18 protein-coding genes are annotated in these 22279 nt (G+C 55.8%); 10 read left to right on the top strand and 8 right to left on the bottom strand.

Going from position 1 to position 22279, the window contains the following annotated elements:
* Positions 1–46 precede the first annotated feature (46 nt).
* From ABEA92_RS12470 to ABEA92_RS12485, 4 genes are read right to left on the bottom strand one after another with little or no spacing between them, the layout of a single operon-like run.
* The gene (locus ABEA92_RS12470) at positions 47–1612 is read right to left on the bottom strand and encodes a DUF7133 domain-containing protein (protein WP_345684162.1); all 1566 of its coding nucleotides are present in this window, start codon (positions 1610–1612) and stop codon (positions 47–49) included.
* Positions 1606–4161: a c-type cytochrome gene (locus tag ABEA92_RS12475; protein WP_345684163.1), complete on the bottom strand. Its 2556-nt coding sequence runs from the start codon at positions 4159–4161 to the stop codon at positions 1606–1608. Before ABEA92_RS12475 ends, ABEA92_RS12470 begins: the two co-directional genes overlap by 7 nt.
* A complete protein-coding gene (locus tag ABEA92_RS12480) occupies positions 4161–4733 on the bottom strand; it encodes a DJ-1/PfpI family protein (protein ID WP_345684434.1) in 573 nt (190 codons plus the stop codon). Before ABEA92_RS12480 ends, ABEA92_RS12475 begins: the two co-directional genes overlap by 1 nt.
* Before the next feature lie 46 nt (positions 4734–4779).
* Positions 4780–5682, bottom strand: coding sequence for a sugar phosphate isomerase/epimerase family protein (locus ABEA92_RS12485; protein ID WP_345684164.1), 903 nt, complete (start codon positions 5680–5682; stop codon positions 4780–4782).
* Positions 5683–5912: 230 nt separating this feature from the next.
* Between ABEA92_RS12485 and ABEA92_RS12490 the strand changes: the two genes are divergently transcribed.
* The 6 genes from ABEA92_RS12490 to ABEA92_RS12515 all read left to right on the top strand — a co-directional run bounded on the left by ABEA92_RS12490 (position 5913) and on the right by ABEA92_RS12515 (position 12978).
* A complete protein-coding gene (locus tag ABEA92_RS12490) occupies positions 5913–7052 on the top strand; it encodes an AraC family transcriptional regulator (protein WP_425572431.1) in 1140 nt (379 codons plus the stop codon).
* Positions 7053–7369: 317 nt separating this feature from the next.
* Positions 7370–8506 (top strand): cis-3-hydroxy-L-proline dehydratase, encoded by a 1137-nt coding sequence (locus ABEA92_RS12495; RefSeq protein ID WP_345684166.1) that lies wholly within the window; start codon positions 7370–7372, stop codon positions 8504–8506.
* 197 nt (positions 8507–8703) lie between these two features.
* Positions 8704–10593, top strand: coding sequence for an arylsulfatase (locus ABEA92_RS12500; protein ID WP_345684167.1), 1890 nt, complete (start codon positions 8704–8706; stop codon positions 10591–10593).
* A 303-nt stretch (positions 10594–10896) separates the two neighbouring features.
* A complete protein-coding gene (locus ABEA92_RS12505) occupies positions 10897–11628 on the top strand; it encodes an ABC transporter permease (protein WP_345684168.1) in 732 nt (243 codons plus the stop codon).
* Positions 11629–11671: 43 nt separating this feature from the next.
* Positions 11672–12607: an outer membrane protein assembly factor BamB family protein gene (locus ABEA92_RS12510; RefSeq protein WP_345684169.1), complete on the top strand. Its 936-nt coding sequence runs from the start codon at positions 11672–11674 to the stop codon at positions 12605–12607.
* A complete protein-coding gene (locus ABEA92_RS12515) occupies positions 12604–12978 on the top strand; it encodes a PQQ-binding-like beta-propeller repeat protein (protein WP_345684170.1) in 375 nt (124 codons plus the stop codon). The genes ABEA92_RS12510 and ABEA92_RS12515 overlap by 4 nt, the downstream gene beginning before the upstream one ends.
* 198 nt (positions 12979–13176) lie before the next feature.
* Here ABEA92_RS12515 and ABEA92_RS12520 read toward each other — a convergent pair whose 3' ends face one another.
* Positions 13177–13623, bottom strand: coding sequence for an RbsD/FucU family protein (locus tag ABEA92_RS12520; RefSeq protein ID WP_345684171.1), 447 nt, complete (start codon positions 13621–13623; stop codon positions 13177–13179).
* A 125-nt stretch (positions 13624–13748) separates the two neighbouring features.
* Between ABEA92_RS12520 and ABEA92_RS12525 the strand changes: the two genes are divergently transcribed.
* Entirely contained in the window at positions 13749–14948 is a 1200-nt protein-coding gene (locus ABEA92_RS12525) for a site-2 protease family protein (RefSeq protein WP_345684172.1), read from the top strand.
* A gap of 143 nt (positions 14949–15091) precedes the next feature.
* Here ABEA92_RS12525 and ABEA92_RS12530 read toward each other — a convergent pair whose 3' ends face one another.
* On the bottom strand, positions 15092–15925 hold the full coding sequence (locus ABEA92_RS12530; protein ID WP_345684173.1) for a class I SAM-dependent methyltransferase: 834 nt from the start codon (positions 15923–15925) through the stop codon (positions 15092–15094).
* Between the two features lie 188 nt (positions 15926–16113).
* Between ABEA92_RS12530 and gap the strand changes: the two genes are divergently transcribed.
* On the top strand, positions 16114–17109 hold the full coding sequence (gene gap, locus ABEA92_RS12535; protein ID WP_345684174.1) for a type I glyceraldehyde-3-phosphate dehydrogenase: 996 nt from the start codon (positions 16114–16116) through the stop codon (positions 17107–17109).
* 255 nt (positions 17110–17364) lie between these two features.
* Here gap and ABEA92_RS12540 read toward each other — a convergent pair whose 3' ends face one another.
* Together ABEA92_RS12540 and ABEA92_RS12545 are read right to left on the bottom strand one after the other, a co-directional pair.
* Positions 17365–19377: an ATP-dependent helicase gene (locus ABEA92_RS12540; protein WP_345684175.1), complete on the bottom strand. Its 2013-nt coding sequence runs from the start codon at positions 19375–19377 to the stop codon at positions 17365–17367.
* Between the two features lie 132 nt (positions 19378–19509).
* Complete coding sequence (locus tag ABEA92_RS12545; protein WP_345684176.1) at positions 19510–20142, bottom strand: hypothetical protein; 633 nt, start codon at positions 20140–20142, stop codon at positions 19510–19512.
* 218 nt (positions 20143–20360) lie between these two features.
* Between ABEA92_RS12545 and ABEA92_RS12550 the strand changes: the two genes are divergently transcribed.
* Together ABEA92_RS12550 and ispD are read left to right on the top strand one after the other, a co-directional pair.
* Positions 20361–21557 carry a Gfo/Idh/MocA family protein gene (locus ABEA92_RS12550; RefSeq protein ID WP_345684177.1) on the top strand — a complete coding sequence of 399 codons (1197 nt, stop codon included), beginning with the start codon at positions 20361–20363 and terminating at the stop codon, positions 21555–21557.
* A gap of 4 nt (positions 21558–21561) precedes the next feature.
* Positions 21562–22275, top strand: a complete 714-nt coding sequence (gene ispD / locus ABEA92_RS12555) for a 2-C-methyl-D-erythritol 4-phosphate cytidylyltransferase (protein ID WP_345684178.1) — start codon at positions 21562–21564, stop codon at positions 22273–22275.
* The last annotated feature ends 4 nt before the right edge of the window (positions 22276–22279 follow it).

The raw sequence follows: 22279 nt of genomic DNA on the forward strand, positions 1-22279 counted from the left end.
AACCACCCAGCTGGAAGCCTAGGCTACGTAGTTGTGCAAAGCGGAATTACTCGGCTGCTGGAATTTGATTCAGCGTGTAATAGGCATGGGTATGTAGCAGCGGTTCACCACCTCGACCTCGCACCCCGATCGCGTTCAGCTCGTGGACGAACTTTTCACGGCACCCATCGACGACCAAGTGAACTCGCAAACCATCCTCGGATACTCTCGCTTCGCGAATCGCCAACGACTTCGTTTGAATTTCATCACTGCCGTACGAGGATTGATACAGGTAGGTGTAACCCGACATCGTGTAAGACGCGGGATCCGCGGCGGTTTTGACGTCGACCGGTTTTGTAAACGTCAACTCAAATCCGTCGTGCTTGGCTCGCATCTCTTTGATTTCCAGCGGCGTTTCGCCAGTCCACACCAACCGCTGCAGACCGTACGACGCTGCCCCCAGACTGCTCCAACCTCGGTTGGTCAGTCCGACAAACATGCTGCCGTCATGCCCTTGGGCCATCCGCAACACCGCCGACGCAAACCCACTACGAAACGGGAAACAGGCACCTTGGTATTCGCCGTTGACCTGTTCTAGGAACACGCGATGAATCGACGCTTGCGTGAACTCGCCGACAAACAATTGGCCTGCGAACGGACCAAACTTGCCGCCGCTTTCGTCCAACATGATGTCGGTCGCTGATTGCCCCATCTTTTTGTAAGGAAACCAAACGACCGGCGGAACGAGTTGTGGAAACGCCTTCAGCGCGTCTGGGAACGGCAACCCATCGGGAACCGACGCGACATCCGTGATCGGTGATTCAGGATGATCGATTGACGCCAACGATTCCGCATGATGGAAAAACGCACCCGACCGCATGTGATGCAGCGTGTTGGTGCCGACCCAGTTGCCTTGTTGGTCGGTGTAGAACATCTGGCCATCCGCGTTCGCTCCCAACCCTGATGGCGATCGCATGCCGGCACAAACCGGAATCAGATCTCCATCAGCAGCAACCTTCATTCCCCAACCACGCCACAGGCCTTGCCGGTAGCCAAGCGTTTTGTTTTGAACGGTTCGCGTCAGCTGATCTCCCTTCAATCCCAATCCGATGTTCAACGTGATCCATAAATTGCCTTCATGATCCAGTTTGGGTCCGTAGGCATATTCATGGTAATGCCCGGTCACGCCCCAACCTTTAGCGACGGTCAAATACTCGTCCGCAACGTGATCTCCATCGCGATCACGAATCCGAGTCAGCTCGGATCGCTGAGTCACATAAAAAGAATCGTTGTGCCACAGCAACCCGAGCGGTTCATGCAGCGCCGAGGCAAACTTTTCATATTTCACATTGCTGGGCGGATCGTCATAGACGCCGTCCATCATCCAAATTTCACCCTTGCGAATCGCAACAGCAATTCGCGAATCGTCCATGACCGTTAAGCCACTGACCTCCAGCACCAAACCTTCGGGTGCCGGTTGCCAATTCGCCGACCGCGAATCACTCGCTTCGGCAACCTCGATCGAAACGATGCGGTAGTAATCACTTTCGTCGGCTGCGTTTATCGTTTGGGGTGTCACCAGGGACGCCCCCAGCGCCAGCACGCATGTGTTCCAAAGCACGCGAACTACCATGAATAGTTAACCTCAATTTTAAAGGGAAATTCGCGTACGGGGACACGCCACTCAGTTATCTCATCGCTCTGGTAAATGTGAGCGTCACGTGCAAGCGATGGCGGAATTGAAATGGTCAAACCGGCACTGTTTTGCCCGGCTCCGTTTTGACCAGATTCGTGTCGCATTGTGTGGTCATCGATTCGTGTGAGCCGATCACCTTGATGAACACGAAACCAAAGCGGAGCGGCCGTGGCGTTCGCATGCGACTCGCCTGACGTCAGCGTGATCGTCCGTCGCAGCCCTGGTTTGTGATGCGTTTCCGATCGATCCTGTGCTGCCAAAGGCTCGATATGGTCGGTGAATTCCACTCCGGCATAGCGGTACAGGAATTCGGGCGATCCATCGGCATCGATTCGGTAGCCACCAAACCGCACTTCCGTCGACGAAGGCCAAGGCTCGTTTGCTTGATTCAATTTGGCAAAGGATGATCCTTCAGGAAGCTCAACAACCTCGTTCCCAAGTGGCTCCGCTGGCGGTGCAGAGCGAACAAACCAAGTTCCTTGAGCATCAAGGAACCGCCCCCGCCACATCGTCGCCAGGCGAACTTGTTCGGCGTCAAAGGCAAAGTGGACCTGTTCCGGAAAGCCGACTGCGATCGCGTGCGTTCCGGCTCCTGGCATGAACGTCCGCAAGATCGACGGGCGATCCGTCGGGGAAAGCTCGTAATTTTCGGCTCGCGACGTTTCAATCTTGCTTGGCAGGGAATGCTTTGGCAATGCGTTTAAATAGGCCCACATCGCTGCGATTTGCCGTTTCGGATCGCCATCAAGCAGATCGGGTCTCGGGCTTTTGCCATCGACAAAAAACGTCGGCATCCTTGTCCGTTCTTTGACATTGCCCGGATTCAGCAGAAACGTTTCGAACCATGCAGGACGAATCCGAGAATGAATCTTGCTCAGATCAACGCCCGTCACTCCGGGCAACGCATTGCCACCAAACGTATGACACTGAACGCAACCGATGTCCATCAACTCGCGTCCCGCATCGGCCAAGTCTATGGTGTCGCCAAAGACCCGCGTCGCGTCGGCAGTATTGGCATCGTCGACTTCGGCGAACAGTTTTGGCAATGCGTGAGCAACCTCCTGCGAGAATCGCGGCATCTGGATTTGCATGTAGGGACGGATCGCAGGCGTTTTACCCGAGACAACGTTGGTAAGGTGAGTGGAGATCAGTTTTGCACCGACGCCGGTCAGCGGAGGCGGCAAGCGGCCCTCGTCACCTAAATCGATGTGCCCCGCGGTTTCAAAATAGGGTTTTCGATAGCGTCCGATCCCTCCGAGTTCGTCTCGCTGGTGGCACCCAAAACAATTCGCTGCCAACAAGATGCCATCAAGCTGTTGCGTTGCTGAAACCGTCTGCCCCGACTTGGCATTCGCGATCGCTTTGACGATGGCGTCTCGCTGCACCGAGTCGAGCGGGTACTGCACCCGGCGTTGCGGCGAATCTCCCAAACAACCATTTGCGGATTCTGCATCGACCGCCAACAACGGCATCGCATTTGGCAAATCCGTTTTGATGGACGAGTCATGACAAGCCGCGCAATTCAATTCGATGAACCATTCGCGTCCTTGCTGAACCAGTGCTGGATCGTTCGCGTGTTCAATGCTCGGTTGATCGGCGGACGCTTGCTTGCCGACGGAATTTCTATTCGATGAGTATGCAGTTAACAAATATTCGGCTAAGTCCGCGGACTCGTTGCTCGATAGTTTGAAATCGGGCATCCGCAGAGCAGGCCGCGTGTGTGCTGGATCGTGCAAGAAGTGAGCCAACGATTTACGACTGTACTTGGCCGCCAGATCGCCGAGTGGAATCGATTCGACTCGCCGTGCCGCGGCGGCCAACCCCATGTCAGCGAGTTCTTCGGGGTCAAGTTCCTCTAACAATGCATCAACCGGCGATGTGATTGCCCCGGTCACAACATAGTCAGCGTCGCTGGAATGGCAGGCAACACAGCCGCGTGTGTGAAAGATCTCGCTACCACGATCCGCATCGCCACGTTTCCAAAACTCGAACATCACCGGATTCGCCCCGGTCGCTTTGATCTCGGGATAATCGGCACGCTCAGTTTCGACAAGGAAAGCTGCAATCGCGGTGCTGATCTCACGTCGCTGCTGTGGCGAACGATTGCCCAGCAAATCGGGCATCGTCGTCCCCGGTTTGACCTGGTGTGGCGAAGCAATGAAATCAGCCAGCCAAGCCTGCGAGTAACGAATCCCCGCACTGTGCAGTCGTGGACCTCGCTTCGGCTCAATCGCTTCCGCGGTGTTTTTGCCTGCGGCGGTATCACCACTTGCGTGACACGCCGTGCAGCTCAGCTCGCCAAGCAACAAGCGTCCACCGTCAACGGCATCGATATCCCCGTGCCGGGCGAATCGATCGAAACCCGCGACCACAGGCGGAACCGACGGATCATGGAGGGACGCCGAATCAGAACGCAATTCTTCCGCCGCCGCGATTGCAGTCCATGCGACGGTGACAACCCAAACAATAACAAGCAAGTTTCGCATCAAACTACCACGACGCCATCGCGTGCTTTGACCAACAAATCAATCCACGGCCCTAGGTAGTGACCGTTGTCATGAAACGTCCGGCCGCTAACCAAATTGCCATCGACCACACAGGCTTCGTCAACAAACGTGCCGCCACAAACCTCGAGGTCAAATTTGCACTTGGGAACGGTCGCCATGCGGCGGCCGCGAACGCAATCGGCATAGGCGGGAATCTCGACTCCGTGACACACCGATGCGATCGGCTTGTTGGTGGCAAAGAAATGCTTGGTGATCCGCACCAGATCTTTGTCGTAACGAATGTATTCCGGTGCTCGTCCGCCCGAGAACATGATCCCGGCATACTCTTCTTCATTGACTTCACTAAACGGTACGTCGCAATCGATCGTGTAGCCTTCCCATTCTTTGGTGATCGTCCAACCCGCTTTGACTTCGTGCATCACCATTTGATAACGCCGTTTTTCGGGTGCGGTGACCACGGGTTGGAATCCCGCTTCTTGCAAACGGTAATATGGGTACATGGTGTCCAGCGTTTCGCTGGCGTCACCAATCACAATCAATACTTTTTCCATGGTCATTTTGAGCCTTCGAAAGAGAAGAAAGAGGTCTGTGGGTTCGTTACAGTGATGCCAAGTAATCTCGAGCGCGGTTCACATCGGCGGTGACGGCGGCGGTCGTGTCGGCGATCGCGGTTCCTCGCGGGAACGAGTGCATAAAAATCTCGGTCCAGCCCGAGTAACTCTCTTCGGCAAGTGCGTGCATGATCGGAGCAAAGTCGAGCTCGCCACGGCCAGGCATTTGCTGCATCTCCAATTCACGAGCTTGCTTTGTTGTGCTGCCCATCCCATGCTGCCACGCATAAAACACTTCGATCCGCGGACACAATTCGTGAATCAAACCGGCCAATGCATCAGGATCTTGTGGCAAGTGATAGGGCGCCAACGCGATTCCGAGATGCGGGCTCGGGCACAATTCAATCAACCACTTCATCGAATCAGGCGATTCGATTAGATTGTTGGCGTGATTTTCGATCGCGATCGTGACGCCGGTTTCCGCGGCAACCGCGAGATGCGGTTTCATTTTTTCGGCGAATTCGCCAACGGCACGCTTCAGCTCGCTGCCCTTCAAGCCTTTCGGGCCCGAACCGCCCGCGACAATCGTTTTACAGCCAAACTTTTCTGCAAAACGCATTTCGTCCTGCAAACGAAACGGTCCCAATCTGTACTGCGTCAAACAGCCAAGTTGGACGTCATGCTTGGCCAGCAATTCGGCGAAAGCGTCGGCTCCCATCGCATCAATCTGCTCACGCTGGTTCCCGTGCACTTTGGGCCAAATGTCGATGGCCTTGGCGCCGGTCTTGCGAACCTCGGCCACCACGTCGGCCACTGGGGCGTAACCGTATAGACACGAGCCCAGCAAGTATTTCGGTCGCCATGCGGCGGAATCACTCGCCAACAAGGGCGATGCCATGCAGGCGGTCGCAGTGGTCGCAGCGAGCTGGCAAAATTGACGTCGCTTCATCGAAGAACTCTGGGTGGGGATCGGTGTGGGGCAGGAGAGCACCGTGCGGCATCAGCCGAGGCGGGAAATCGCCGGCCGACGAAGGATCTGGCAATTTTAACATGGACCGGCACGAATCACGCATACGCTTTTGCGTCATTCTTTTACACTATATTGCGTTACCTAATCGGCCGATTAGGCTGAGTCTGAATACATCAAAGGAGACTGTTGTTCTGCGCCGCGTTGCTCTGATCATCGAAACCTCACGCAGCTACGGGCGCGACTTGCTCAGTGGCGTCAAACGCTATGCTGCCGAACAAGCATCGTGGTCGATGTTTGTCGAACTACGTGACCTCGAATCCGAACCGCCTCCTTGGCTGCGAAACTGGGACGGCGATGGAATCTTGACACGTTCGGGCAACCCGGCGATCGAGCGTGCGGTGACCCAGGTGGGAGTGCCGACCGTCGAGCTTCGATCAAGCCGACTTGCCAAGCGATTCCCCTTTGTCGGCGTCGACAATCATGCCGTCGGCAAGTTGGCTGCGTCCCACTTTCTTGAGCTTGGCTATGAACACTTTGGCATTTACCGACTCGACACCGAGCAATTTTTTATCGACCGCCGGAACAGCTTTGTCGATCACCTCCGTGCCGCTGGATTCGCATGCGAAGAATTCCATCAATCCGGTGCAACGGAGAAACCGAGTCAATGGGAACGTCAACAGGCTCGGTTGTGCCAGTGGATCCAGCAGCTTCCTAAACCTGCCGCGATTCTTGCCTGTACCGACCAACTAGGATGTTGGCTTCTCGATGCATGCCGCCGCGCCGACGTCCGGGTGCCTGAGCAGATCGCCGTGGTCGGTGTCGAGAACGACGAGACACTGACGACCATCAGCACGCCGACGCTTAGCAGCGTGCAATTGGACGGGCATCGCATTGGTTACCAAGCGTCTCGATTGCTGGACCGAATGATGAGCGGCGGCAAACCACGCACGACCCCACTGCTGGTCCCACCGATCGGCGTTGTCACGCGGCAATCATCCGACATCGTTGCCACCAGCGATCCGCTGCTGGCAGCTGCCATTCGATTCATCCGACAACACGCTTGTGAGGGGATTCGAATCGCAAACGTCTTAGAAGCGGTTCCGCTTTCACGCAGTCAACTCGAACGCGGGTGCCGCGAGTTGTTGCAACGATCGCCCAATCAAGAAATCAACCGAATTCGCATCCAGGCTGCAAAAGAGTTACTGCGAGACACCGAACTGAGCATCGAAGGGATCGCCGAACGCAGCGGATTTACGACGCAGCAGTACTTTGTCCAGCTGTTTAAAAAGCATTGTGGCATGACCGCCACCGCATATCGGAGATCGATTCGCGAGCCCATGACGCAATGAGGATGATACAATCGGCAAGCCCCCCCAATTCGATGGACCATTTTGCCGCAGGAGCGTGAAGAAACGGTGGAACTATGCGCAAAATGTTCAATTGAGGGATTTTCCAGCCAAGTAACCTGAAATGCCCACCGCTAGAATATGCACAGTGTCATGCTGAGGAGGCCCTGATCTATAGGATTAGACGCATTTGCGGCCCTTCAGCGAACGTTCCCCAACAAAGACACCTTAGCTTGGCGGCGTGTCGTCAAACCGAACGATTCGACAGGCCTGCTCATTCACAACTCACATGCCGCGTTCTCTTTAAAGAGCCTCTATCAATGAAAATCACAGGACTCAAGATTTACCAAGTCGACCTTCCGCTACACGAAGGCAACTACAGTTGGTCCGAAGGCAAAAGCGTTGACGTTTTTGACAGCACTGTGGTCGAGGTTCAAACCGATTCAGGAATTAGCGGTTTTGGCGAAGTATGCCCACTCGGCCCCGTCTATCTGCCTGCGTATGCCGCCGGTGCTCGAACGGGTATTCAAGAGTTAGCGCCCCATTTAATCGGAGATGACCCGACCGAATTGATGGCTTTGAACTTGAAGATGGACCGTTTGATGAAGGGCCACCCCTACGTCAAATCGGCAATCGACATGGCATGCTGGGACATTCTCGGCAAAGCGGCTGAAATGCCCGTCAGCACGTTGCTCGGTGGTCGCTATGGCGACGACGTTGTGCTTTACCGAGCCATTTCACAACGACCTGCAGCCGAGATGGCTGAAAATGTAGCCAGCTACCGCGCCGAAGGTTACCGACGATTCCAATTGAAAGTGGGCGGCCGAGCGGATGATGACATCGAGCGAATTCGCGCCACTCGTGCCGTTTTGCAACCGGGCGACAAATTGATCGCCGATGCGAACACCGGATGGTTGATGCACGAAGCAATGCGAGTGGTCAATGCGGTCAAGGACGTTGACGTCTACATCGAACAGCCTTGTGCCACCTATCAACAATGTTTGAGCATCCGCCAAAACACGACGCTGCCGTTTGTACTAGACGAAGTGATCGACTCGGTGGACGCCATCCTAAAAGGGGTCGCCGATCGCGCCATGGACGTGGTCAATATCAAGATCAGTAAATTTGGCGGCTTGACCAAAGCTCGCCAAGCTCGTGATCTTTGCGTTTCGCTTGGGATCGCGATGACGCTCGAAGACAGCTGGGGTGGCGACATCATCACCGCGGCGATTTCGCATCTGGCGCACAGCACTCCGACCGAATACCTATTTACGTCCACCGATTTCAACAGCTATGTGACGCAGTCGATCGCCGACGGCGCGCCGCAACGCGTCAATGGACGGATGGCAGCGTCGACCGAACCAGGACTCGGTATTTCACCCCGATTCGACGTTCTCGGGGACCCCGTCTGGAAGTACCAAACGACTTGCAACAAGTCGTACATTTTGACGACCTAAGCATCCAGGGAATGGATTTTCGTGAGAGTCCAGCCCTTGGGCTGGACACCGGTTTTAGAATGAACCTGGGCTTCGGGATCGATATCACGTCTCTCAAGCCAGCAGGATGATTCGATCGCCGTTGTGGGTTACGATAGTGGGGGTTGCCATTTGGCACCTAAAACGCCCGCCCCCCATCCTAACCCAGAGGATCCTGAATGACTCGTTCATTTGCCTCGACGATGACGCTCGGTCATCGCATGCCCACCCCACAACCGCATCACTGCCGCACTGGTTTCCGCGCCACCACGCTCGTGGCCGCCGCACTGATTTGCCTCGCATCCATCGCTTGCTTCCAACCGCGAATTGCTCTGGCGGCGGAACACCCTAATGTTGTCATCATGCTTGCCGATGACCAAGGCTGGGGTGACCTCAGTGTGCATGGCAATACAAATCTGTCGACTCCGAACATCGACTCGCTAGCCACCGACGGTGTTTTGTTCGATCGGTTTTACGTCTGTCCCGTGTGCGCCCCCACTCGCGCCGAATTCTTAACCGGGCGTTACTATGCTCGAACCGGCGTGCGAGGCGTCTCGACAGGCCAAGAGCGAATCAATCCCGACGAAGTCACGATAGCCGACATTTTTAAGCAAGCAGGGTATGCCACCGGCGCGTTCGGAAAATGGCACAACGGATCCCAATTCCCCTATCACCCCAATGCGCGTGGGTTCGAAGAGTATTACGGTTTCACCTCCGGACACTGGGGTCATTACTTTGACCCAATGCTCGAACACAACAATGAAATCACTCGGGGGAAAGGCTACATCACGGACGATTTGACAACCCATGCGATGGAGTTCATGGAATCGAATCACAAGCAGGGCAAACCGTTCTTCTGTTACCTGCCCTACAACACACCGCATTCGCCAATGCAGGTTCCGGACGAGTATTTTGACAAGGTCGCCAATCGACCGCTAAAGATGCACAACCGCAATCCCAAACAAGAGGACATGCCTCATTTGCGAGCGGCACTGGCGATGTGCGAAAACATCGACTGGAACGTCGGCCGAGTGCTGAAGAAGCTTGATGAGCTTTCGATTGCCGAAGATACCATCGTCATTTACTTCAGCGACAACGGCCCCAACGGATGGCGTTGGAATGGAGGCATGAAGGGCCGCAAAGGAAGTATCGACGAAGGCGGCATCCGAGTCCCGATGCTGATGCGATGGCCTGGCCATATCGTCCAAGGCAAAACGATCAAGCCGATCGCCGGAGCAGTTGATTTGCTGCCGACGTTGACCGAACTCGCCTCGGTTTCTTTTTCGCCAAAGAAACCGCTCGATGGGCGATCACTTGTTCCGCTACTGAGCGGCGAAACACCCCAGTGGGACGATCGGATGTTGATCTCGTACCAACCGCCACGGGGCGGAAAAGGCAAAACGCCAGAACCGCGGGTGAGCGTTCGTAACCAACGATTCCGCATGGACGCCGCAGGCAAACTTTACGACATCACTGCGGATCCCGGCCAGGACACTGATGTCTCGAAACGACACCCAGATGTGGTCCGCGAAATGAAACAAACTGCGGACCAGTATGTCCAGGAACTTGGCGATCTCGTCAAACCCGACGAGCGTCCGTTCCCGGTCGGCGAAGCCCCGATCACGTTGCTGCCAGCCCGTGACGGGGTGGAACACGGCAGCGTCCAGCGAAGCGGCCGAGCTCCCAACTGTTCATACTTCACTCACTGGGTCGGCGCCCCCAACGATGCGATCACTTGGGACATCGAGGTTTCCGAGACGGCAACGTTTGACGTCGAGATCTTTTACACATGTGCCGCCGATGACGTCGGAGCCGAGTTCCAACTCGATTTTGGCGATGCAAAACTGACTGGCAAAGTCACCCAGGCCCACGATCCTCCCGCGTATGGCGCCGAAGCCGACCGGACACCCAATCGCGGGTCCGAATCATACGTCAAAGATTTCAAACCGATGCATGTTGGCAAAATCACGTTGGCCAAAGGGCGTGGACCGCTAAAACTTTCGGCGATCAAAGTCCCTGGCGACGAAGTGATGGAAGTGCGACTTTTGCGTCTGAGCAAGCAAAAGTAATTTTGCAAGATTGCAGCTCAAGCAACATGTGAGCCGCGGGCCGTAAGGCAACGGGTAACCCGCGGCAAGGATCGGACGCGCACAAGAGCATTGCTCCCTTTCCCCCCTCGCCGAAACTCTTGGCGAGTTTCGCTACGAAAAGGGTATTCTGCAATGACTGGCTGGAAGCCTATCCCACATCCCCAAGCGCTTGGCGAATTTGCGACGAGATGATGCCGCTGCCATCGTCAAGGCTCTGAAAATGGATACGATGGGCAAAATGTTTTTCGCTGCTGTCGCTTACTTGTAACCATTGCCTGATCCATGACCGACGTCATTCCACTGCATCGATTGGCGTTTGCGTTATTGCCAGTCGTGCTGGTCCTTGCCCTGATGATCCGCTGGTCGCTCGGGTTTCGAGCGGCCTTGATCGGGGTGATCCGCATGCTGCTGCAATTATCGCTGGTCGGTTATCTGCTGGGATTCATTTTCAGCACGGACACATCGCTTGTGGTGATCGGGGTGTTTACAGCGATGCTGGTTGCGGCCAGCTGGATCTCGCTGCGGTCCATCCCACGCGACCGCGCGAGAAACTTTCAGTTCGCCTTTCTGGCAATCCTGCTCGGCGCAGGATCGACGTTCTTGGTGATGACCCAAATCGTGCTGGGGCTGGACCCTTGGTTTGCCCCGCGTGTTTTCATCCCACTGGCAGGCATGACGCTTTCCAGCAGTATGAATTCGGTCAGCTTGGCGGCCGAACGCTATTATGCAGAGTTCGAGCGAGGGTCATCCGATACTCAAGCTCGCGAGGTCGCGTTGAAAGCGGCGTTCATTCCGATCACCAACTCGCTGTACGCAGTCGGAATTGTCTCGATTCCCGGAATGATGACGGGCCAAGTCTTGGCCGGAGTATCGCCGCTGATCGCGGCGCGTTATCAAATCATGGTGATGTGTATGATCTTTGGTTCGGCTGGATTGTCCGCAGCCCTTTTCCTTTGGTTGATCGGTCGCTCGGAAAACGATTCTCAGCAAAGCGAAGAAAGCAAAATCGCCTGAGCGTTTGGCGATTCACGTCTCCTCACCCTTTTTAGGAAATCCCATGCGTCCGTATACAATTTCGAGCATCGTGCTGTTATCGGCCGTCTGCGTGACAACCGTGGTGGTGGGCGAAGATTGGCCTCAGTGGCGTGGCACTCACCGAGACGCGGTGCTCCGCGAAACGGGACTGATCAAAGAATTGCCTGCCGGGAAGTTGCAACACAAATGGTCGGCCCCAATCGGTGCCGGTTATAGTGGTCCGACGGTCGCAGAAGGCCGTGTTTACGTGACCGACCATGGCGACGGCAACGAAGACAAGGAAGTCGAACGCGTGCTGTGCTTCGATGCCAACACGGGCCAAGAGCTTTGGAAGCACAGCTACGATGTCAACTACACGATCAGCTATCGTGCCGGGCCGCGGGCCAGCGTGACCATCGACGACGGCAAGGCCTACTCGGTCGGTGCGATGGGCAACTTCTTTTGCTTTGACGCCGCCACGGGTGAAATCCTTTGGAAACGTGATCTGGCGACTGACTACAACGCTCGTATGCCAATTTGGGGCATCACCACGGCGCCACTGATTTACGAAGATACCGTGATCCAAATCGCCGCTGGTGAAAAAGATGCTTGTGTCGTTGCCATGGATCGCAGCACGGGCAAAGAAGTTTGGCACGCGCTGGACGAACACGCCGGATACAGTTCGCCGATCTTGATCAAGCAGGGCGACCAAGATGTCCTGGTGTGCTGGACCGGCGAGTCGGTGAGCGGATTGAATCCTAAAAATGGCGACGTGTTTTGGAGCATCCCGATGCTACCGCGAAACATGCCGATCGGAGTGCCAACGCCGGTGGTTCAGGACGACAAGCTATTTGTTTCGTCGTTCTATGACGGCTCGATGCTGATTCGTTTGCACCACGACAGACCGGCCGCTGAAAAGCTTTGGCACCGCGTGGGTATCGACGAGAAGAATACCGACGCACTGCACTGCACTGCATGATCAGCAACCCGTTTATCAAAGGCGACTTCATCTACGGCGTTGACAGCTATGGTGAGATGCGTTGCTTGGACTTAGCTACCGGCGACCGAGTTTGGGAAGACCAAAACGCGGTCAATCGTGCTCGCTGGGCCACGGTCCATACGATCCGCCATGGCGAATCGGAGATCATGCTCAACGAGCAAGGCGAATTGATCTTTGCGACGGTCGCACCGGATGGTTACCACGAGCACTCGCGAACGAAACTGATCTCGCCGACACGTGAGCAACTCAATCGCCGGGACGGCGTGGTCTGGTCCGCACCCGCGATCGCCAACGGTTTCATCTATGCCCGCAACGACAAGGAACTCGTCTGTGCATCGCTGTTGCCCTAGCAGTGCTGGCCAGTCCGTTGTTGAATGCAGGACGAATGTCGGGACGTCAAATCAATGACTGGATTAGGGGATCTCGTCAACAGTCCTTTCGTGAAGGCCTATCGCACAGGGATCTTTAGCAAGATCCACTACGTTAAATGCTTCAGTAATAGGAGCGACGCTCCCTGTGATCCTCAACGATCGAATCAGCGACAATGGCTAATCCATCCGCACGCCGACGGTCAACAAGATGTTGGCGTAGCGTTGTTGGTCGGCGGTTTGAATCGTCAGCACGTGATCATTCGTGGAAACCGCTTCGTAGAACGCCCATTTGTCGACGGGCTGAATTTCTAGATCGAGCCCCTCGTTTTTGATCGTTTTGCGGTAGTCTTCCCACACCGGCGGATCGCCATCCAAGGCGTAGGGGCCGCTCGTTTCGGTTTGCATTGTCTGAATTGCTTCGACCGGAATCGCCGACAACAGGGCTTCGAGCACTTGGTCACAGGTGGGCACCCCCGGCATCAAATTCAGGCTGACCAGTTCCGCGCGTGGGCCGCGTTTGCTGGCAGCCGGATAATTGCCGTCGGCGATCAGAATCGTGCTGTGGTGGCCCGCAGCGGCAATAATCGCGGTAATTTGCGGATGAATGAGTTTATGTCGAAGCATAGACCTACACGCTCTTTTGAAGGTTCAAGACGGGGGAGGGATGAAATCAACTTATTTCGCTACGATACCTGGTAGCGAGCGATGACAATTATGCCAGAAACCAGATTCGTTGTAACGGAGCCAATGTGTTAGAGCGCCGACTAAAACTAGGCCGATTCCTCGGCATTGGGGTCTACGTGCATTGGACGTTTGGGCTGTTGGTCGCCTACGTTGCCTACGAAACTCAATCCCAGGGTTTGTTGGGCATTGCATTTGGAATGGCACAATTATTTGCCGTCTTTTTCTGCGTGACCCTACACGAATACGGGCACGCTTTGGCGGCTCGCCAATTTGGAATTCCCACGGTCGACATCACGCTGCTGCCGATTGGCGGGGTCGCTCGATTGCAGCGGATGCCTCGTATTGCGTGGCAAGAATTGGTGGTGGCGGTCGCCGGACCGGCCGTCAATGTCGTGATCGCGTCGCTGTTATTAGCCGGGTTTTACCTGTTCGGCGGCGTTGAAATCTTGATCGAGATTCTTCATGCGTTCGTGGGTCCCGTGGAAACGGTGGCAACGGCCCAAGCGAATGGCGAGTTGGCCGAAATGGAAGCGTCCGCCGAGCCCTCGTTCCTGGCGTTCTGCGTGATCCTGTTAGCGGTGAACATCATGCTGGTCGTGTTCAACATGATTCCAGCATTTCCGATGGATGGCGGTCGCGTGTTGCGAAGTTTGCTAGCGATGGTGACTCACTATCGCCGCGCCACCTTTCTCGCCTCACGCATCGGGATCGGCTGTGCCGCGTTAATGGCGATCGCAGGCGTGTATGCCCAGGCACCAGGGCCGGTGTTGGTGGCAATGTTCATCGCCTATGCCGGTATCTCCGAAGCTCGCCAAGTCGAGATGATGGAATCGGTGCGTGGTTTGAGCGTTTCGAATGTCATGACCCACTCGCACCAATCGATCCCGATGGACGCAACGCTTGATGAAGCGGCGCATCGCTGGCAATCGATCGACACGACAAGCCTGCCGATCACAGCGCAGGGCGATATCGTGATTGGCATCCTGCGGCTTAAAGACCTACTGGCTGCGATCGAGTCCGATAAATACTCTTTCGCGACCGTTGGTGAGATTGCGGATCACAACGCTCCGTTTGCCCGCGAATACGAAACACTTGAAAGTGCGATCCTTCGCAGCGGAGGCCAATACCGGCGAATTCCCGTGGTCAATTCCGATGGCAGCCTCGTCGGATGCCTCGACATGGATTCGATGATGACCCGTGGCTCGCTACGCAAACATCTGGCCAATCGCGCGCCGGTGGTCGACCGGTTTGATGCGGTGACGTAGGAAACAAAGGGTAGCTACATTCGCCAGAACGTGGACCACCACGAACGCGACGTCGCCTCCATTAAGGATTTAATCGCTCTAGAGCCGCGCATCTCGCCGGCTGGTTTTGCGCGGCGGATACCCGAGGCCTTATCGCCGGCGGCTTATGGGGTGGTACTGCAATTTTCCGCGACGACGATAAACCCACCCACGCGACGGCCGGATCCCGAGACGACCGAGGCTCCGTCGATCGACAGTGAATGAAACTCGGCAACCTTCCACTGGCTAGCCTGCAGATCGGCAATCAATTCGCGTTTGGAGAATCGATGCATGAACATCTTTTCGAGTCCGCGGTATTGGTAAATGCTGTCGCCAAACTCGTGATCGGATTGCCATCGCGACTTGATCCACGACCGAGCCAGCGATCGCCACCCGCCGGGTTCCGCCAGGGCAGACCAGCGATTGTGGACATGCAGCACCAACCGACCTTGGGGGCGAACAATGCGTGCGACATGACGAAGCATCTGCCGGCGGTTCCTGCGTCCTTGGATCATCCCCAGCGTGCTGAACAGACAAACCGCACCATCGATCGACTGATCGGCAAACCCCTCCAGCTGGACCAAGTTGGCACGGACTGCATGGATCTGCCCCTGCAATTGCAGCTGCGTCGCCTTTGCCATCATTACTTCGAGCATCCGTTGGCTCAGATCGACCCCGATGACGCGATAGCCACGCTGAGCAAGAGCCAATGCTGCCCGCCCGCTTCCACAGCCTAAATCGACAATCGAAGTCATGCTTTGGCGAGAATCATCCGAAAAAGTCCCAGGAAAGACATCTTTCAGAATTGCTTGGTCCAGATCGCAAAGTGGAGTTTCTGCCACAAACGAATCGTAATGGTCCGCAATCGCCCGCTCGTTCACGTAACTCCACGTTCCGGAGGAAACGCCGATCGGACGACGCCAATCGGGTGGTCGAGTGGTTTTCGGGGGCTGGTTCAAAACGCTACCGAGTTCCTATAATTCGCGGCGTGATCGTGATTGCAAGTGGCTTTTGTTTTGCCACTGAACCACGAAGTGTTTCGAGCATCGATTGCTCGAGTAATAGTTAGCTTACCGTATCAGACGGTTTATTCGACGCCAGCCAGTGATCCTGGTTCGGCTCCATCAACTTGAGGAGAAATAGGACAGTGGCAATACGAGTTGGAATTAACGGCTTCGGCCGAATCGGACGTATGGTTTTTCGTGCCTCGGTGACTCGCGATGATATCGAAGTCGTCGGCATCAACGACCTTCTCGATGTTGATTACTTGGCATACATGCTGAAGTACGACTCGGTCCATGGCCCATTCGAAGGCGAAGTCTCGACCGAAAACGGAATGCTTGTCGTTAACGGCAAAAAGATCCGCATCACCGCCGAAACCAATCCCGCGAACTTGAAGTGGGGCGAAGTCAACGCCGACGTGGTTGTCGAATCGACCGGTATCTTCTTGACCTCCGAGTCGGCCAAAGGCCACATCGAAGCCGGTGCTAAGAAAGTTGTCATGTCGGCTCCGTCCAAAGACGACACCAAGATGTTCGTCATGGGCGTCAACGACGACACCTACGACGGCGAACAATTTGTTTCGAACGCTTCGTGCACCACCAACTGCTTGGCTCCGATCGCCAAGGTGCTCAACGACAGCTTCGGGATCAAACGCGGTCTGATGACCACCGTTCACGCAGCAACCGCAACCCAAAAAACCGTCGACGGACCTTCGGCCAAAGATTGGCGTGGTGGTCGTGGTATTTTGGAAAACATCATTCCTTCGAGCACTGGTGCTGCCAAGGCTGTTGGTAAGGTGATTCCTGAGCTGAACGGCAAGTTGACCGGAATGGCCTTCCGCGTGCCTACCTCGGACGTTTCGGTAGTCGACCTGACCGTCGAACTCGAGAAGGAAGCTTCCTACGAAGACATCTGTGCTGCAATGAAAGCCGCCGCCGATGGCCCGATGAAGGGCATCCTCGGTTACACCACCGACAAAGTGGTTTCCACCGACTTCCGTGGCGAAACCCGCACTTCGGTATTCGACGCCGACGCTGGCATCCAACTCGATAAGACCTTCGTCAAGGTTGTATCGTGGTACGACAACGAATGGGGTTACTCGAACAAGGTTCTCGACCTCGTCGCAAAGATCTCAGGCTAAATCACCCGCAGACTGCTGAACAAACAAAAGGGCTCGAAGCATCACGCTTCGGGCCTTTTTTTTTGCCATGTGGAATTGGCTTCCAGCCTGTCATCAGCATCCTATGTTAGGCTGGAAGCCCTTCTTACACCTCAGTTTCCCGGCCGAAACTCTTCGCGAGTTTCGCTACACCAATTGCATTTCGCGATGACAGGCTGGAAGCCTATCCCACACTCTTGGTGAGTTTCGCTACGAAAAAAACCTTGCTGCCTTAGTTTACCGCAATGACGAAACGGGGCGAGGTTTTCGATACTTGTTGGGGTTCGCCGCCTTGCCTGTAATCTCATATAGAAATTGGCTGGGGATCGTCGGACGCGGCTTACCCCATTTACGGCGAGTCAGCGCCATCGACAGCGTCAATGTCTCTTGGGCTCGCGTGATTCCGACGTAACACAAACGACGTTCTTCGGCGATGTCTTCCTCGCGACCGCTCTTCACACTGCGGCTATGCGGCAGAATCCCTTCTTCCAAACCCACCATAAAGACGACTGGAAATTCCAGCCCCTTGGCGGCATGCAGCGTCAGCAGCCAAACCGAATTCTTCAGCGCCATCTTATCCTTTTCGTTCCCCATCTCGCGTCCGGCGAGTGCCGTTTCAGCGAGGAACCCGGTTAAATCCGCATCTTCGGTCTTGTCTTCAAAGGCGGCGATCGCATTGGTCAAATCGCCAATCGATGCCATCCGCGCATCGCGTTCTTCGGGGTTTTCGTACAGCCGAGTGATCTCGTCGGCATACGCCGTTCGCTCGAGCAGCGTACGCACGGCATCGGTAAGTGAATCATTCTTGGCTCGCAGGCGAACGTCTTCGGCCATCTGAGCCAACTCGGTGATCCCACGCCGGGCGCTCGGCGACAAGTCTTGAACCGCAGCATTATCCTGCATCACTTGCCACACCGGCACGCCACGTTCGACCGCACGTTTGACCAACAATTGAACCGTCTTGTTGCTCAGCCCCCGCGCGGGCGTGTTGATCACACGCAGCAGCGAGATCTCGTCATCGGGCTGTTCGATCCATTTCAAATAGGCGATCAAGTCACGAATTTCACGTCGATCGAAAAACGATTGGCTCCCCATCATCACATAAGGAACGTCGTGCTTGCGGAGCTCGGTTTCAAACAATCGCGGCTGCTCGTTGGTGCGAAACAGGATTGCGATGTCCCGCGGTTGGACGTGTTGGTTGTCGATCAGATTTTTGATCTCACGAACCACCATCTCGGCTTCCGCTGTCTCATCTTTGTGCTGCAAGATCCGTGGCCGGCGACCGTCGGGCCGACTGGGGACCAAGACCTTATCGTGCCGGACGGTGTTGTATTGGATCAGCGTGTTGGCCATCCCCAAAATCGCCCCGGTACTGCGGTAATTGTCTTCCAGACAAACCACCTTTGCATCGGGCCAATCTTTGGTGAAGTTCAAAATGTGCGTAACATCCGCACCTCGCCATGCATAGATCGATTGATCATCGTCACCCACGACACAGAAATTGCGGTGCTCCTGTGTCAGCGCCCGCGTGATCCGGTACTGGCTGCCGTTGGTGTCCTGGTATTCGTCGACCAGCACATGATCGAATTTTGATGCTTCCTCTTGGCGAATCGCCTCATGCTCGAGAAACAGTGTTTCGGTTTGCAGCAACAGATCGTCAAAATCCATCGCACCTCGCGCCCGCAGCGCGTTCTGGTAGCGACGATACCCCGAGGCCGCAAAATGCTCTTTGTCGTTCGAAGCGATCGACATCGCCTGCTCGGGATGAATCGATTGGTTTTTCCAGCCCCCGATGATCGACAACATGTCGCCTGGTTTCAGCGCAGTGCCGGACAAACGCAATTCACGCAGGATGTTCCGCGCAATCGACTCTTGATCGCTGCGGTCGTAGATCGAAAACTTGTCGGGATAACCAAGCGCTCGGGCGTGCCGCCGCAAGATCCGCACACACAGCGAATGAAACGTACTGATCGTCGGCTTCGGCTCTTGCGGTTCGCCTTTGCGAGGTTTGCGTTTCTTCTTGGTACCGATCAGCTCGCTGATCCGTTCCTGCATCTCGCCCGCAGCTTTGTTGGTGAACGTCATCGCAAGAATGCGATCCGGTGGCGTCCCATTGCGAATCAAATTGGCGATTCGGAACGTCACCACGCGAGTCTTACCGGTCCCAGCACCCGCCAACACCAGCATGGGCCCAGACAACGTTTCCACCGCGGCAGCCTGAGCCGGATTAAGTCCGTGGCTCACATTCATTCCGTTTGATCAAGGTAATGCTAGAAATTAAAAACGGATCCCATGGCCACTGCGGCTTGCGATCCGTTTTTATCCGATTGAGGTCCCGAAGCGTCGATTCGAGACGGAAACGAGAAAGGTTTGAAGCCTTTTTTAACGAAGGGCATCTCGATCGACGAGTGGGTTAGCCGATCCGGTCGCGATCAGCACCATCGGAGCGACCTGCGGTTGGTTAGCGTTGACCAATTGGCGATTAAACGGAATGCCGTAACAGGCATAGTTGCCCGTCGCTGTGTCCAACACATACACGACCGATGGGGCCGCCGGCCGATTGCTCGCTCGCGGAAAATCGGCCATCCCGGTGACCATCATGTACGAACCGCCTTTGCCACCACTGGACAGGGCATCGGCGACATTGATCGTAAAACTAGCCATAAATCGGCCGACACGTGGGTAAATCACGGTGCATTGCAGCAGCCCCGAATTGTGGTCCAACACAAACAACCCCTCCGCATCCTCGCTGACCGGGCCGGTCGCCATCGAAAACTTTTCACTGTACACCGACGACGTGGCGTCGATTTTCGGAAACATCACCTGGGGCTGCGACGATGATTTCCCTGCAAAATAGGCAACTACGGACACGCCAACGAGCGAAACCGCCAACAAAAGCATGCCCAAATAGCCTTTGCCACTACAGCAACGCCCCGTTTGGGTGGCATGAACCGGCAACGAACAGTCGGTCGCGTTTGATTCGGAAAAGTCAATGCTCGCGTTGTGATCGGACATTGTGTTTTTGCTCCAGCGAGGTGGCATTGGACGAGATTTGGTGAGTTCCAGGGAATTGTACGCGCTGGCGATCGACTTTACGATTGCCTTCTTAGCGAGATTCGGAACAGATTCTTCTGGCCCGACTTCTTCTGACCCGCGTCTAGTTTACAGTATCGGGCGTCAGCACGATCAACTGAAAATGCTTCCCCACCCCGCTAATTCAAGGACAAACAACCATGGGCATTAATTCTCCACTGAATCGCAAACTTCGCATGGGGCTTGTCGGGGGCGGCCAGGGGTCATTTATCGGACGAGTACACTCGATCGCCGCCTGCTTGGACAATCGCGCCGTGGTCACCGCCGGCGCCCTTTCGAGCAACCCCGAGCGCAGCAAGGCATCCGCCCCCGATTACGATATCGATCCGGCACGTGCGTACGGCAGTTACCAAGAGATGTTCGAGGCGGAATTGAAGCTGCCCGAAGACGAACGCATCGATTTCGTCAGCGTCACCACCCCTAACCACACCCACTTTGATATCGCCAAAGCGGCGGTCGATGCCGGATTTAATGTCGTTTGCGACAAACCGATGACATTTGACCTCGCTCAGGCTGAAACGCTGCTAGAAACGGTCAAAAACAGCGACGCGGTGTTTGCCGTCACGCACAACTACACCGGTTATCCGCTAATCCGCCAAGCTCGTGAGATGATCTTGGGTGGCGAATTGGGCGAGATCAACGCGATTCGTTCGCAATACATCCAAGGCTGGCTCCGTACTTCGCTGGAAGCCGAAGACCAAAAACAAGCCGCCTGGCGAACCGACCCCAGCAAGAGCGGTGCGGCGGGTGCCTTTGGCGACATCGCAACGCACGCCTACAACCTCGGTCGCTACATGACCGGACTGTTGCCCGATTCGGTCAGCTGTTCGCTAAAATCGTTTGTCGAAGGCCGACGCTTGGACGACTACGGCACCGCGGTCATCCGCTACGAAAACGGTGGACTCGGAACCGTCACGGCATCGCAAATCAGCCACGGCCGCGAAAACGATTTTGAAATCGAAATCGATGGCACCAAAGGCTCGTTGCGATGGCGCCAAGAAAATCCCAACGAGATGATCGTTCGCCGCAACGGCAGCCCGCATCAAATCTATACCCGCGACCCCAACGCACCGCACACCAATGCGGCTGGTGCGGCGGCGTGTCGCTTGCCCGCGGGTCACCCCGAAGCGTTCTTCGAAGCGTTTGCCAATATCTACGCAGCCGTGTTCGATGCAATTGCCAAACGTGCCGAAGGCGGCCCCGTCGAGAAACGTGACACGGTGTATCCAAACGTTTTCGATGGCGTCGAAGGCATGTACTTCATTCAACAATGTGTCGAAAGCAACTCGCAGAACTCGGCTTGGTTGCCGCTGAAGCACGAAGCCGCACGACGCTAATCGCATGAACGATCCTGACCAAACCAAACTGACGACCGGCTGCATCGCCGCCGTGTTGCCTGCGGCCGGCAGCGGCCAGCGGTTTGGTCGCGATCGCAATAAACTTTTCGCGACGCTGTGCGGTAAACCGATTTGGTTTCATGCCGCGTCGCGATTAGCAGCTCGCCCCGAAGTGGGCCGCATTGTGATGGCGATCTCGGAACAGGACGAAGCCGATTTTCGCGGCCCGTTCGCCGAGCTTGTCAACGAACTGCGAATCGAATTGGTGCGGGGTGGTGACCAGCGTAGCGACAGCGTTCGGGCCGGCTTGGATGCCGTCGCCGAGGACCCATCGATCGAAATGATCGCGATCCACGATGCGGCTCGCCCACTGGTTCGCGATGCCGATCTAGCCGCCGTGTTTGCCAAGGCCGCCGAGACCGGAGCCGCGATCCTGGCCGCCCCCATCACAGCCACCTTGAAACGTGCACTCGGCGACGGCAACGCGTCACTGACTGTCGATCGCAGTGAACTTTATAGCGCTTTGACGCCTCAAGTCTTTCGCGTCGACGTGCTTCGCCGCGCCTATGATCGACATCGCGGACGCCCCGCGACCGACGACGCTCAATTGGTCGAGCGGATCGGACACCCGGTGGCGCTGGTGCACGGATCAGCCGACAACATCAAAATCACTCATCCCGAAGACCTCCGGATTGCCGAAGCCATTTTGGCCCGCTGAAATA

It is taken from the genome of Novipirellula caenicola (assembly GCF_039545035.1).
Taxonomy (GTDB): Bacteria; Planctomycetota; Planctomycetia; order Pirellulales; family Pirellulaceae; genus Novipirellula; species Novipirellula caenicola.